At 46.3% G+C, this 13,267-nt stretch carries 12 protein-coding genes; 7 read left to right on the top strand and 5 right to left on the bottom strand.

Going from position 1 to position 13,267, the window contains the following annotated elements:
- Positions 1-41: 41 nt before the first annotated feature.
- Entirely contained in the window at positions 42-1,196 is a 1,155-nt protein-coding gene (metK, locus tag FCU94_RS01650) for a methionine adenosyltransferase (protein WP_176286822.1), read from the bottom strand.
- A 315-nt stretch (positions 1,197-1,511) separates the two neighbouring features.
- On the opposite strand from metK, the gene tkt reads away from it, so the two are divergent.
- Complete coding sequence (gene tkt / locus FCU94_RS01655) at positions 1,512-3,506, top strand: transketolase (RefSeq protein WP_176286823.1); 1,995 nt, start codon at positions 1,512-1,514, stop codon at positions 3,504-3,506.
- 80 nt (positions 3,507-3,586) lie between these two features.
- On the opposite strand, the gene FCU94_RS01660 is transcribed toward tkt, so the two are convergent.
- Positions 3,587-3,823 (bottom strand): hypothetical protein, encoded by a 237-nt coding sequence (locus tag FCU94_RS01660; protein WP_176286824.1) that lies wholly within the window; start codon positions 3,821-3,823, stop codon positions 3,587-3,589.
- A gap of 196 nt (positions 3,824-4,019) precedes the next feature.
- Here FCU94_RS01660 and epd point away from each other — a divergent pair, with 196 nt between their 5' ends.
- The 4 genes from epd to mscS all read left to right on the top strand — a co-directional run bounded on the left by epd (position 4,020) and on the right by mscS (position 8,728).
- Positions 4,020-5,060 carry an erythrose-4-phosphate dehydrogenase gene (gene epd, locus FCU94_RS01665; RefSeq protein ID WP_176286825.1) on the top strand — a complete coding sequence of 347 codons (1,041 nt, stop codon included), beginning with the start codon at positions 4,020-4,022 and terminating at the stop codon, positions 5,058-5,060.
- 154 nt (positions 5,061-5,214) lie between these two features.
- Positions 5,215-6,375 (top strand): phosphoglycerate kinase, encoded by a 1,161-nt coding sequence (locus FCU94_RS01670; protein ID WP_176286826.1) that lies wholly within the window; start codon positions 5,215-5,217, stop codon positions 6,373-6,375.
- Positions 6,376-6,528: 153 nt separating this feature from the next.
- A complete protein-coding gene (gene fbaA / locus FCU94_RS01675; protein ID WP_176286827.1) occupies positions 6,529-7,605 on the top strand; it encodes a class II fructose-bisphosphate aldolase in 1,077 nt (358 codons plus the stop codon).
- Positions 7,606-7,864: 259 nt separating this feature from the next.
- Positions 7,865-8,728, top strand: a complete 864-nt coding sequence (mscS, locus tag FCU94_RS01680) for a small-conductance mechanosensitive channel MscS (RefSeq protein WP_176286828.1) — start codon at positions 7,865-7,867, stop codon at positions 8,726-8,728.
- A 44-nt stretch (positions 8,729-8,772) separates the two neighbouring features.
- Here the strand turns inward: mscS and FCU94_RS01685 are convergent, their stop codons facing one another.
- Together FCU94_RS01685 and FCU94_RS01690 are read right to left on the bottom strand one after the other, a co-directional pair.
- Entirely contained in the window at positions 8,773-9,255 is a 483-nt protein-coding gene (locus FCU94_RS01685) for a YbaK/EbsC family protein (RefSeq protein WP_176286829.1), read from the bottom strand.
- A 9-nt stretch (positions 9,256-9,264) separates the two neighbouring features.
- Positions 9,265-9,885, bottom strand: coding sequence for a LysE/ArgO family amino acid transporter (locus tag FCU94_RS01690; RefSeq protein ID WP_176286830.1), 621 nt, complete (start codon positions 9,883-9,885; stop codon positions 9,265-9,267).
- A 111-nt stretch (positions 9,886-9,996) separates the two neighbouring features.
- Here FCU94_RS01690 and FCU94_RS01695 point away from each other — a divergent pair, with 111 nt between their 5' ends.
- Both FCU94_RS01695 and FCU94_RS01700 read left to right on the top strand, forming a co-directional pair.
- Complete coding sequence (locus FCU94_RS01695) at positions 9,997-10,893, top strand: LysR family transcriptional regulator ArgP (protein ID WP_176286831.1); 897 nt, start codon at positions 9,997-9,999, stop codon at positions 10,891-10,893.
- Between the two features lie 108 nt (positions 10,894-11,001).
- A complete protein-coding gene (locus tag FCU94_RS01700) occupies positions 11,002-11,697 on the top strand; it encodes an oxidative stress defense protein (protein WP_176286832.1) in 696 nt (231 codons plus the stop codon).
- 65 nt (positions 11,698-11,762) lie between these two features.
- On the opposite strand, the gene pykF is transcribed toward FCU94_RS01700, so the two are convergent.
- On the bottom strand, positions 11,763-13,175 hold the full coding sequence (gene pykF, locus FCU94_RS01705; RefSeq protein WP_176286833.1) for a pyruvate kinase PykF: 1,413 nt from the start codon (positions 13,173-13,175) through the stop codon (positions 11,763-11,765).
- Positions 13,176-13,267 lie beyond the last annotated feature (92 nt).

Raw genomic sequence — 13,267 nt, forward strand, 5'->3', positions numbered from 1 at the left:
TTCAGGCGCTCTTTATTTGCATGTAACTGTTGGAGTGATGGTTATTTTAAACCAGCAAATTCTCGCAGTTGTGCGGCTTTATCTGTCGCTTCCCAAGGGAACTCTTCGCGACCGAAGTGGCCGTATGCTGCGGTCTTCTTGTAAATCGGTTGCAGAAGGTTGAGCATCTCTTGTAGGCCGTATGGACGGAGGTCGAAGAACTGACGTACCGCTTCAATGATGATGTCGTGAGACACTTTCTCAGTGCCAAACGTTTCCACCATGATAGAGGTTGGATCAGCAACACCAATCGCGTAAGAAAGCTGGATTTCACAGCGATCTGCTAGGCCTGCGGCAACGATGTTTTTCGCTACGTAACGCGCTGCGTAAGCGGCTGAGCGGTCTACTTTTGATGGATCTTTACCAGAGAATGCACCGCCACCGTGACGCGCTGCGCCGCCGTAGGTATCAACGATGATCTTACGACCTGTCAAACCACAGTCGCCCATAGGACCACCGATTACAAAACGGCCGGTTGGGTTGATGAAGAAATTAGTCTCTTTGTTGATCCACTCTGAAGGCAGCACAGGTTTGATGATCTCTTCCATAACCGCTTCGCGCAGATCTGGCGTAGAGATTGAATCACAATGCTGAGTTGAAAGAACAACCGCATCGATACCCACGATCTTGCCTTGGTCGTACTGGAACGTTACCTGAGACTTAGCGTCTGGACGTAACCAAGGTAGAGTGCCGTTCTTGCGCACTTCTGCCTGTTTTTGGACTAGGCGGTGCGAGTAAGTAATTGGAGCTGGCATAAGAACATCAGTTTCGTTACATGCGTAACCGAACATAATGCCTTGGTCGCCCGCGCCTTGTTCTTTTGGATCCGCTTTGTCAACACCTTGGTTGATGTCAGGCGATTGCTTACCGATCGTGTTTAGCACGGCACAAGAATCGGCATCAAAGCCCATATCTGAGTGAACATAGCCGATTTCACGTACGGTTTGACGTGTTAGCTCTTCGATATCGACCCATGCAGACGTGGTGATTTCACCACCCACCATCACCATGCCGGTTTTTACGTATGTTTCACACGCAACACGCGCTTTAGGATCTTGCTCTAGAATCGCATCAAGAACGGCATCAGAAATCTGGTCTGCAATTTTATCTGGATGACCTTCTGATACAGATTCAGAAGTAAACAGGTGCTTAGCCATGTGAGCTCCACTTTAATCTACATAAGGGCTCTGACGTATTCAGAACCCAAATAAATAATACTTGAGTTTGTAGGTGTATCTACATCTAGACGTCTATTTTAAGTTTGCTGATGACAATTACAAGCTTTTTTCTCGCTCAAGAATGAGTTAATCGTTTGCTTAATTCTGAGCAAGTTGTCGTGCTAATGATAAAAAATAGTGCAAAAAATCCTCGATGTGCAGGCGAATTCAATGGAAATCGTTTGCACAGCTGGTAGGGGTTTGAGAGAATTAGGCCCCATTTTTTTGATTCGCTTAATGCATTCAGGAGCTGCAATGTCTTCTCGTCAACACCTCGCTAATGCTATTCGTGCGCTAAGCATGGACGGTGTACAACAAGCTAACTCAGGTCACCCAGGTGCCCCTATGGGGATGGCTGATATCGCTGAAGTTCTTTGGCGTTCACACCTAAACCACAACCCAGCTAACCCAGAGTGGGCTGACCGCGACCGTTTTGTGCTTTCAAACGGTCACGGCTCTATGCTGATTTACTCTTTGCTGCACCTTTCTGGTTACGAGCTATCGATTGACGATTTGAAAAACTTCCGTCAGCTGCACTCAAAAACGCCAGGCCACCCAGAATATGGTTACGCACCGGGCGTTGAAACCACGACGGGTCCTTTAGGCCAAGGTATCACTAACGCAGTGGGTATGGCGCTGGCTGAGAAAACGTTAGCAGCGCAGTTTAATAAAGAAGGCCACGACATCATTAACCACTTCACTTATGCATTTATGGGTGATGGCTGTCTGATGGAAGGTATCTCTCACGAAGCGTGTTCTCTAGCGGGTACGCTAGGTCTTGGTAAGCTGATCGCGTTCTGGGATGACAACGGCATCTCTATCGATGGTCACGTTGAAGGCTGGTTCTCTGATGACACACCTAAGCGTTTTGAAGCGTACGGTTGGCACGTCATTCCAGCGGTAGACGGCCACGATCCAGAAGCGATCAACGCCGCTATCATTGCCGCGAAAGCTGACCCTCGCCCAACGCTAATTTGTACTAAAACAGTGATTGGTTTTGGTTCGCCTAACAAGTCGGGTTCTCACGACTGTCACGGCGCGCCACTAGGCGCTGAAGAAATTGCCGCGACTCGTAAAGAGCTTGGTTGGGAGCATGGCCCGTTTGACATTCCGGCTGACGTCTATGCCGAGTGGAATGCAAAACAAGCAGGCGCAGAAAAAGAAGCAGCGTGGAATGCCAAATTTGAAGCCTACGCGGCGGCTTACCCAACAGAAGCTGCAGAGCTTAAGCGTCGCCTAAACGGTGAACTACCTGCCGAGTGGGAAGAAAAAGCCAATGCAATCATTAGCGAACTTCAAGCGAACCCAGCCAACATCGCATCACGTAAAGCCTCACAAAACGCGCTAGAAGCGTTCGGCGCTATGCTACCAGAATTCCTAGGCGGCTCGGCTGACCTAGCGCCTTCTAACCTAACCATGTGGTCGGGTTCGAAGTCTGTTTCTGCGGAAGATGCGTCGGGCAACTACATCCACTACGGTGTGCGTGAATTCGGTATGACGGCTATTATGAACGGTATTGCGCTGCACGGTGGTTTCGTACCCTACGGCGCGACGTTCCTAATGTTCATGGAGTACGCACGTAACGCAATGCGCATGGCGGCTCTGATGAAAGTTCAGAACATCCAAGTGTACACGCACGACTCTATCGGCCTTGGCGAAGATGGCCCAACTCACCAACCGGTTGAGCAAATCGCATCGCTACGTCTAACGCCAAACATGAGCACATGGCGCCCATGTGACCAAGTTGAGTCTGCAGTCGCTTGGAAACTGGCAATTGAGCGCAAAGACGGCCCGACGTCGCTAATCTTCTCTCGTCAAAATCTTGCACAGCAAGAGCGTAGCGAAGAGCAAGTAGCAAACATCGCACGCGGTGGTTACATCCTGAAAGATTGCGCAGGCAAGCCTGAGCTTATCCTAATAGCGACAGGTTCAGAAGTTGAACTAGCGGTTGAAGCGGCTGCCCAGCTGACTACTGAAGGCAAACAAGTACGTGTGGTTTCAATGCCATCTACCGATGCATTCGACAAGCAAGACGCTGAATACCGTGAAGCAGTAGTGCCATCAGACGTAACGGCTCGTATCGCTATCGAAGCGGGCATTGCAGACTTCTGGTACAAGTACGTTGGCTTCGGTGGCAAGATCATCGGTATGACAACATTCGGTGAATCTGCACCTGCAGGAGAACTGTTCAAGATGTTCGGCTTCACAACTGAGAACGTTGTTAACACAGCGAAAGAGCTGCTTGGTTAATCGTCTTTTTACCGAGTCAACAAAATAGAAAACCGAGCCATGTGGCTCGGTTTTTTTATTGGTTTCAGTGAGTTTAAGCGTTATTCAAACTCATTGCCCCAATTGTCTTTCTCTTTATGACCACATACTTTACATGTCACGTATCTGTCCATGTTGAAGTAATGTCCACCATTGATAAAGGTGTTCGCCATCAGTTTAATTCTGCCAAGCAATGAAGGATCAGAGTCATAACTGCTGGTTTTTCTCACCAAGACTTCGCTATGAGGCGTTTCTTGTGAGCATTGCTGGCAAAAGTGAGTCGCTGGGAATCCAGTCATGGTAATTTCCTTTGGTTGAAAAACTAGAGGACAAACAGCCAAAGAAGTACACCGACTCCGCTTTAATATCTATACATTCAGCGTATTAATCAAGTTGTATAGTGTGCGAACTTCGACTTACATCACTAACTTAATGCGCTTTAAGCGGCTATCGGTTACTATTTGTGACACGAAAATGATGTAGGGCGAAGGAATCATGCTAAGAGTTGCGATCAATGGATTTGGACGTATCGGTCGTAATGTACTGCGAGCAGTATATGAAAGTGGCAAAAGCCAACAAATTAAAGTAGTCGCAGTCAATGAACTGGCACAGCCTGATGCGATGGCACATCTTCTGCAGTACGACACCAGTCATGGTCGGTTTGGCAAAAAGATTACCAACGACCAAGAACATATCTATATTCATCATGGAGCTTGCGATCAAAGAGCAGGCGAATATGACTCTATTCGCATTCTTCATCTTAGTGATATTGAGCTACTGCCTTGGCGTGATCTAGAAGTGGATATTGTCTTAGATTGTACCGGCGTGTTTGGCTCGCAGGCCGATGGTCAAGAGCATATTAAAGCAGGGGCGAAGAAAGTTCTATTTTCACACCCAGGTGCCAACGATCTCGACAATACCATTATCTATGGCGTAAACCATCACACGCTTAAAGCAGAGCATAAAGTGGTGTCGAACGGATCTTGTACCACTAACTGTATTGTGCCGATCATTAAAGCGCTTGATGATGCGTTTGAAATTGAGTCTGGCACCATCACTACTATCCATTCGTCAATGAACGACCAGCAAGTCATTGATGCTTACCACTCCGATTTGCGTCGAACGCGCGCTGCGAGTCAATCGATCATACCTGTAGACACTAAGTTGCATAAAGGTATTGAAAGAATCTTCCCGAAATTTTCTAACAAGTTTGAAGCAATTTCTGTGCGAGTACCGACGGTAAACGTTACGGCGATGGATTTAAGTGTCACAATTAATACAAATGTGAAAGTTAATGACGTAAATCAAACCATTGTTAACGCATCTCAGTGTACATTACAGGGCATTGTTGACTATACTGAAGCGCCGCTCGTTTCTATCGACTTTAATCACGATCCCCATAGCGCGATTGTCGATGGCAGCCAGACCCGAGTGAGCAACGGACATTTGGTGAAAATGTTGGTTTGGTGTGATAACGAATGGGGCTTTGCAAACCGTATGCTGGATACTGCGGTCGCAATGCAAGCTGCTGAATAAGCCGTAGAGCAGCGTTGGAGAAAGATTTATTTTTAACCTTGAAATAAATTGAATCGTTCTTCATATTAAGACCAGTTTACAGAATTATTGAGCCTGGCAAGGGTTGCTGGGTGACTGAAAAACTTTACTTATTGAATATTTGAGAGGACACATCATGTCTGTAATCAAGATGACTGACCTGGATCTAGCAGGTAAACGTGTATTTATCCGTGCGGACCTTAACGTACCAGTAAAAGAAGGCAAAGTGACTTCTGATGCACGTATCCTAGCTTCTCTACCTACGATTAAGCACTGTCTAGAAGCCGGCGCTAAAGTAATGGTTACTTCTCACCTAGGTCGTCCTACTGAAGGTGAATACGCAGAAGAGTTCTCTCTACAACCTGTTGTTAATTACCTAAACGACGCACTAGATTGCGAAGTGAAACTAGCGAAAGACTACCTAGATGGCCTAGAGCTAAATACGGGTGAACTTGTTGTTCTAGAAAACGTTCGCTTCAACAAAGGCGAGAAGAAAAACGAAGAAGAGCTATCTAAGAAGTACGCGGCACTGTGTGACATCTTCGTCATGGATGCATTCGGTACAGCTCACCGTGCACAAGCATCGACTCACGGTGTGGGCATGAACGCTCCTGTAGCGTGTGCTGGTCCTCTTCTAGCGGCAGAACTTGAAGCACTAGGCAAAGCAATGGACAACCCAGAGCGTCCGCTAGTGGCTATCGTTGGTGGTTCTAAAGTTTCGACGAAACTGACAGTTCTAGAATCTCTATCTAAAGTGGCTGACCAGCTTGTTGTTGGTGGTGGTATCGCAAACACATTCATCGCAGCGGCGGGCAATAACGTAGGTAAGTCTCTATACGAAGCAGACCTAGTTGAAACAGCGCAAAAACTAATGAAAGAGTGTTCTATTCCAGTAGCCACTGACGTTGCATGTGCAAAAGCATTTGATGAAAACGCAGAAGCTGAAATCAAGAACGTTGCTGACGTCGCTGACGACGATATGATCTTCGACCTAGGTCCAGATTCAACTGCAGCTCTAGCTGAAATTATCGCTAACGCGAAAACTATCCTTTGGAACGGCCCAGTAGGTGTATTCGAGTTCAAGAACTTCGAAGCGGGCACTAAAGGTATCTCTGAAGCGATCGCTCAGTCTGCTGGTTTCTCTGTCGCTGGTGGTGGTGACACGCTAGCCGCTATCGATAAGTTCGGTATCAAAGCGGACGTTTCTTACATCTCTACTGGCGGTGGTGCATTCCTTGAATTCGTTGAAGGTAAAGTACTGCCAGCGGTTGCGATGCTTGAAGAGCGCGCTAAGTAATTAAACGAAAGCGGGGGAGTTTCTCTCCCGCTTTCTTGTTTGCTGCACATCACATTTTTTTGCTAGAATAGCGCACGTTGTGAGCAAACGTTTGCAAGAATTTAAACTTAACAAGTTTTATTTTTAAAACGACAGATAAATAGGATCAAATCCATGTCTAAGATCTTCGATTTCGTAAAACCAGGTGTTATCTCTGGCGATGACGTTCAGAAAGTTTTTGAAGTAGCAAAAGAGAACAAATTTGCTCTTCCTGCAGTAAACGTTGTGGGCACTGACTCTGTAAACGCAGTACTAGAAGCAGCAGCTAAAGTGAAAGCGCCAGTTGTTGTTCAGTTCTCTAACGGCGGTGCAGCTTTCTTTGCTGGTAAAGGCGTTAAGCTAGAAGGTCAAGGTGCACAAATCCTTGGCGCTGTAGCGGGTGCTAAATACGTACACGAAGTTGCAGAAGCTTACGGTGTGCCAGTCATTCTACACACTGACCACGCTGCTAAGAAACTACTACCTTGGATCGACGGTCTACTAGACGCGGGTGAGAAATTCTTCGCTGAAACGGGTAAACCACTATTCTCTTCTCACATGCTAGACCTTTCTGAAGAGTCTCTAGAAGAGAACATCGAAACCTGTGCTAAGTACCTAGAGCGCATGGCTAAAATGAACATGACAATCGAGATCGAACTGGGTTGTACTGGTGGTGAAGAAGACGGCGTTGATAACTCTGATATGGACGCATCTGAGCTTTACACTTCTCCTGAAGACGTTGCTTACGCATACGAGAAACTAAGTGCAGTTTCACACCGTTTCACTATCGCAGCTTCTTTCGGTAACGTACACGGTGTTTACAAGCCAGGTAACGTTGTTCTAACTCCAACTATCCTACGTGATTCTCAAGCACATTGTGCAGAGAAGTTCGGTATCGCACCAAACGCGCTAAACTTCGTATTCCACGGTGGCAGCGGTTCTACTGAAGCTGAAATCCAAGAGTCTATCGGTTACGGTGTTATCAAAATGAACATCGATACAGATACCCAGTGGGCAACTTGGGATGGTATCCGTCAGTACGAAGCTGAAAACCACGATTACCTACAAGGTCAAATCGGTAACCCAACTGGCGAAGATGCGCCAAACAAGAAGTACTACGATCCACGCGTATGGCTACGTGCTGGTCAAGCTTCAATGGTTGCACGCCTAGAGAAAGCATTCGCTGACCTTAACGCAGTAGACGTACTATAATTCGTTGATTGCTAAGAGTTTAAAAACCCGCTCAATGAGCGGGTTTTTTTATATCTGATTTGTTGTGCCGCTGGCTTTAAACAAAAGCGGCGAAAGGATTGTTTTGGCGCTATTTGCAAAAAGTTAACTTTGCGATTGGTCGAAAGTGCGCTATCGTGCCAAAAAAATGACATTGTCACGGTCAATGTATCACAAGTACTCTAGTGGCGGTGCCAAGCAATTGGATTCATGCAGTCTTGTTTAATAAGAGGATAAAACTATGTCAGATGAGTCAGTTGGGATTGAAGCCCCTCTCGTTGATGGTTTAAGCCATGCGGAAAAATGGCTAACAAATAATTCAGATCTACTGGTTCAGTACGGTGTGAACATCATATCAGCGGTTCTGATCCTATTTATCGGTAACATTATCGTTAAAGCGGTCGCTAACAGCGTGTCTAAAGTTCTAGACAAGAAAAACATGGACAAAGCCGTTGTCGAATTTGTTCATGGCCTAGTTCGTTATCTGCTCTTTGTTATCGTACTCATTGCGGCACTAGGTCGCGTTGGTGTTCAAACCGCATCGGTTGTTGCCGTTATTGGTGCGGCGGGCTTAGCGATTGGTCTTGCGCTACAAGGGTCACTATCAAACTTTGCTGCGGGTGTGCTCATCGTGGCTTTCCGCCCATTTAAATCGGGAGATTATGTCGAAGTGGGTGGTGTTGCCGGCAGTGTTGAAGCGATTCAAATTTTCCAAACCGTTCTTAAAACACCCGATAACAAAATGGTCGTGGTGCCTAACTCAGGTGTCATCGGTAGCCCTATTACCAACTACTCTCGTCATGAAACTCGCCGTGTCGACCTGATTATCGGTGTCTCATACAAAGCGGATCTTAAACAAACCAAGCAAGTGATCCGTGAAACCCTGGAAAAAGATCCTCGAATTCTCAAAGATCCAGACATGACCATAGGTGTGCTGGCACTTGCCGACTCATCAGTCAACTTTGTGGTTCGTCCTTGGGTTAAAACCGCGGATTATTGGGGTGTATACTTTGATTCCATGCAAGGTATTAAAGAAGCTCTTGATGCAGCAGGCATCGAAATTCCGTTCCCACAAATGGATGTTCATCTCAACAAAGTCGATTAATCACACTCGGTGTTACGATCAAAGCGAGGCTCTGCCTCGCTTTTTTACATTTCTAGTATGGGATTGTCCAACTGGTTCAGGACAGGGATTAGGTCTTGGCCGGCAATCCCTAAAGTTACTTCTGGTTTGCCTGGAGTATAAAGGATCTCTTGTTGTTGATAGAGTCGGGTATCAACAATGATTGCAATCTCACTGGGTAGGCCGAAAGGGCATACCGCTCCGGCTACGCATCCGGTCACTTCAGTCATCTGCTGATCATCGACAATCGAGGGCCGTGTTCCCGTTAAAACTTTAATTGCTTTGCTATCGAGGCGAGAGTCTTTGTCAGTCAACAGCAGCGCATAACCTGCGCCTTTAAGGCGAAGAAAAAGGCTTTTGCTATGCGTGCCTGTCCAACCGAGTCTCTTTGCTACCCGTTCATCTGTGGTGAAGTCTAGGATCGGTTCATGCTGCCATTCGGTAAAGCTGATATTGAGTTGGTTGAGCAAGTCAATGTTAAAACGATATATCCTATCTAGTTGATTCATATCTCTCCCTTATTCGTTGAATAATTGCCTAGCCAACATAAAGGCAATAACAAACATCATAACTGCAACCCCAAAATCAATCCCTTGTTTTACTCTGGGTTTTGACAGTATCGGTGCCAATTTGGCTGCCGCAATGGATAGTGCGAAAAACCAAACAAATGACGCCGTGATGGTCCCAAAAGCGAAGGCAAGACGGTCGATACCGCTAAATTGGCCGCCAATCGAACCCAATATGACCACTGTATCTAAATAGAGGTGGGGGTTCAGAACTGTCACGGCAAGGGCGCCTACGATGACCGCCTTGCGTCCAACCAATGAGGCGGACTGGTCTTGGCTATCCGTTATTGGAGATAACGCATTTTTGAGTGACAAATAACCATAGAAAGTTAAAAAAGCGATACCTCCTAGCGTGACTAGCAGCAGCAAGGTCTCATTTTTTGCCAGTAGCGCGCCGCCGCCAAAGATTCCCAGTGAGATAAATAAGGTATCCAATACGCTGCAAATGCTGGCGGTCGTCAGGTGATGTTGGCGCTTAATGCCTTGATTTAACACATAGGCATTCTGCGCACCGATTGGGATAATCATGCTTGCGCCTAACCCAAATCCTTGTAGCATCAACCAAAAATTCACTTCACTTTCTCCATTTGTTTGTTGATGTAGTGAAGATAAACAAATAGATTTAATAAGTATATTTAATGATTTTTATACTATATTAGTTCTTCTAATTAGATTGAGGTGCAGATGCGAGGGTTAGATTATCGCTGGATTGAAGCATTGGAAGCCGTTGTTAAAGCAGGGAGTTTTGAGCGAGCGGCACAATCACTTTATGTGTCGCAATCCGCGATATCTCAACGGGTAAAGCAGCTGGAAAAATTTCTCGCTCAACCGGTTTTGGTCCGTGAGCAGCCTCCGAGGCCCACCTTGATTGGGCAAAAGCTGCTAGGTTTTTATCAGCGAGTGCAACTTTTAGAAACTGAACTTATTCCAGAGCTTGGCAGCGACAGCCAAGAAAAAGTGCAGCGCATTTCGATTGCGACCAACGCAGACAGCTTAGCGACTTGGTTGTTGCCAGCTTTGGCACCCATCATGAAATCTCATCGGGTAGAGTTTAATTTTGTTGTGTTTCCAGAAGCGCGCACCCTGAATAAACTCAAAAATGGCGAAGTGGTGGGGGCCCTCAGTATGGAACCTAGAGCGATGGCGGGGTGTGAGGCTCAATACCTAGGTCGGATGGATTACGTGTGTGTGTCCAGCCCAGAGTTTGCTGAGCATTATTTTCCCAATGGTGTCGACCGAGCTGCGCTACAGAGTGCGCCAGCGGTCTCTTTTGATCATTATGATCCTCTCCATCGTGATTTTTTAACCCAGCACTTTCATATTGAACCTGATACGATCGCTCATCATCATGTCGCCAGTTCAGAGGCGTTTGTTAATCTTGCATTAATGGGCTGCGCGTATTGCTTGATCCCAAAGTTGCAGATTGAGCGTGAACTTGCGTCAGGCCAACTAGTCGATTTGATGCCAGGCTTTTTTATGAGTTTTGAAATTTACTGGCACCATTGGCAACTCGAAACCGGTTTACTCAAAACCATCACGCAGTCGATTCTCGCTCATACCGACGATTTATTACCTAAATAGTCGTACTATAAGACGAGTTAACTCTTTGTCAGAACTTCCTTCGCTTACTTGGCCTATTTGTATCCTCTATCTATGATGTATAGGTTTGAAGCGAAAGGGTATTTCAGTATGAAGAGAATTCCACTATGGGTAGCAGCGCTCTCCTTATCCAGTGTGAGTGTCAATGCGCTGGCCAATACGCCAGACTTTCCGCACTTAGTCACCACCGGGTATGGTGAGGTTGTCGCTCAGCCTGATATGGCGCAGTTTTCGGTCAAAGTGGTCGAGACAACCATGACGGCTGAACAAGCTAAGCAGTCGGTCGATCAGGTGGTCATGAGTTTTCTTTCTGCGCTCAATCAGCACGGCGTGGCGAGTAAAGATATCTCTAGTTCCAATCTCTATATCACCCCTCAATACCACTATCCAAAAAAAGGCAAACCTGAACTGGTTGGATATCGTGCGACTCGAAGTATGACGGTCACGGTGCAGCAACTAGAGGATCTCAATCAATATCTTGATTTGGCGTTGGATGCGGGGATCAACCAAGTTGATAACATTGAGTTGAAAGTACGAGAACAAGCCTTGTATCAGCAGCAGGCGCGACAGGCAGCGATTAAAGATGCCAATGATAAGGCCAACTCGTTGGCGGAAGGGTTTGGCAAAGAAATCGAAGATGTGTGGCGGGTTGACTACAATATGTCGAATCATCAACCAGTACTGATGCGTTCTATGGCGATGGATGGAAAAATGGAGTCGAACACGTACCAAGATTCGACCATAGTGATTCGAGACCGTGTTGATGTGATTTATCAGTTAAATTAAACGGGGTCTCTATCAAACAAAAAGAGGGCATAAAGCCCTCTTTATAGTCATCAATACAGGTTCGATTAAAGAACGTGTACAGATGCAGTGTTAGTAGTACCTGAAGCCACTAGAGCACCAGAAACCATAACAACGATGTCGCCTTTGTTACCTAGGCCTGACTCTAGAGCGATTTCTTTACCCGCTACGTAGAATGCGTCAGTGCTTTCGATTGAATCAACAACAACTGGAGTCACACCTTTAGTTAGCACTAGCTGTGCAGCCGTCTTAGTGTTAGTTGTTAGAGCGATGATGTTTGCCGTTGGGAAGTACTTACGTACTGAACGTGCAGATTTACCACCTTCAGTTGCAACAACGATAAGTGGAGCTGCTAGTTTTTCAGCTGTGTCTACTGCGCCTTTACATACTGCTTCAGTGATACGTAGGCGTGGGCTGTCTAGACGAGAACCTAGCTCAGCTTTAAGCGCTGAATCAGTACGGTTCGCGATTTGAGCCATGATAGTGACTGCTTCAACTGGGTACTTACCTTTAGCCGTTTCACCAGAAAGCATGACAGCGTCAGTACCGTCCATTACAGCGTTCGCAACGTCGCCTGCTTCCGCACGAGTAGGGCGTGGGTTGTTGATCATAGAATCAAGCATTTGCGTTGCAGTGATAACCATCTTACGTGCACGGTTACACTTCTCGATCATCATTTTCTGAGCGAAGATAACTTCTTCAGCTGGGATTTCAACACCTAGGTCACCACGAGCAACCATGATACCGTCAGAAAGCTCTAGGATCTCGTCGAAGTTATCAACACCTTCTTGGTTTTCGATCTTAGAGATGATGTGGATGTTCTCGCCGCCGTTTGCAGCAAGTACTTCACGGATTTCTTGAACGTCAGACGCTTTACGGATGAAAGATGCTGCTACGAAGTCAACGCCTTGCTCACAACCGAACTTAAGGTCGTTCTTATCTTTTTCAGATAGAGCTGGTAGGTTTACAGAAACGCCAGGAAGGTTAACACCTTTGTTTTCGCCTAGCGCGCCGTTGTTTAGCACCTTACATTTCACTTCAGTCTCAGAAGTTGCGATAACTTCCATCTCAATAAGACCGTCATCTACTAGGATAGTGTTACCAACGTTTAGGTCAGCAGCAAAGCCAGCGTAAGTTACTGCTACTTTGTCTTTGTTACCCACAACTGAGATGTCAGTAGTGAACGTGAACTCTTGACCAGCAACTAGGTCAACGTCATCGCCGTTTTCTAGTTTGATCGTACGGATTTCAGGACCTTTAGTGTCTAGAAGGATAGCAAGTTGCTTACCAGACTCTTCCATCACTTTGCGGAAGTTCGCGATACGAGTGCCGTGCTCTTCATAGTCACCGTGAGAGAAGTTCAGGCGCATTACGTTCATGCCTGCGTTTACTAGCTCAGTTAGCTTCTCTACAGATTCAGTTTTAGGGCCAATCGTACATACGATTTTGGTCTTTTTCATGGAAGATACTCTCCGGTCAATATAGTTACAATTTGAAAGTCGGTTATTGGTCTGAAACCAAGGCTGTCGCTAAGGCATTTTGTGCCTGCCAA

It is taken from the genome of Vibrio sp. JPW-9-11-11, assembly GCF_013369335.1.
Taxonomy (GTDB): Bacteria; Pseudomonadota; Gammaproteobacteria; order Enterobacterales; family Vibrionaceae; genus Vibrio.

Bases quoted from the DNA above. Each gene is read 5' to 3' on its own strand.
- pykF (WP_176286833.1), bottom strand. From the start codon at position 13,175: ATGAAAAAGACCAAAATCGTATGTACGATTGGCCCTAAAACTGAATCT.
- FCU94_RS01700 (WP_176286832.1), top strand. From the start codon at position 11,002: ATGAAGAGAATTCCACTATGGGTAGCAGCGCTCTCCTTATCCAGTGTG.
- tkt (WP_176286823.1), top strand. From the start codon at position 1,512: ATGTCTTCTCGTCAACACCTCGCTAATGCTATTCGTGCGCTAAGCATG.
- fbaA (WP_176286827.1), top strand. From the start codon at position 6,529: ATGTCTAAGATCTTCGATTTCGTAAAACCAGGTGTTATCTCTGGCGAT.
- FCU94_RS01670 (WP_176286826.1), top strand. From the start codon at position 5,215: ATGTCTGTAATCAAGATGACTGACCTGGATCTAGCAGGTAAACGTGTA.
- mscS (WP_176286828.1), top strand. From the start codon at position 7,865: ATGTCAGATGAGTCAGTTGGGATTGAAGCCCCTCTCGTTGATGGTTTA.
- FCU94_RS01660 (WP_176286824.1), bottom strand. From the start codon at position 3,823: ATGACTGGATTCCCAGCGACTCACTTTTGCCAGCAATGCTCACAAGAA.
- epd (WP_176286825.1), top strand. From the start codon at position 4,020: ATGCTAAGAGTTGCGATCAATGGATTTGGACGTATCGGTCGTAATGTA.
- FCU94_RS01695 (WP_176286831.1), top strand. From the start codon at position 9,997: ATGCGAGGGTTAGATTATCGCTGGATTGAAGCATTGGAAGCCGTTGTT.
- FCU94_RS01685 (WP_176286829.1), bottom strand. From the start codon at position 9,255: ATGAATCAACTAGATAGGATATATCGTTTTAACATTGACTTGCTCAAC.
- metK (WP_176286822.1), bottom strand. From the start codon at position 1,196: ATGGCTAAGCACCTGTTTACTTCTGAATCTGTATCAGAAGGTCATCCA.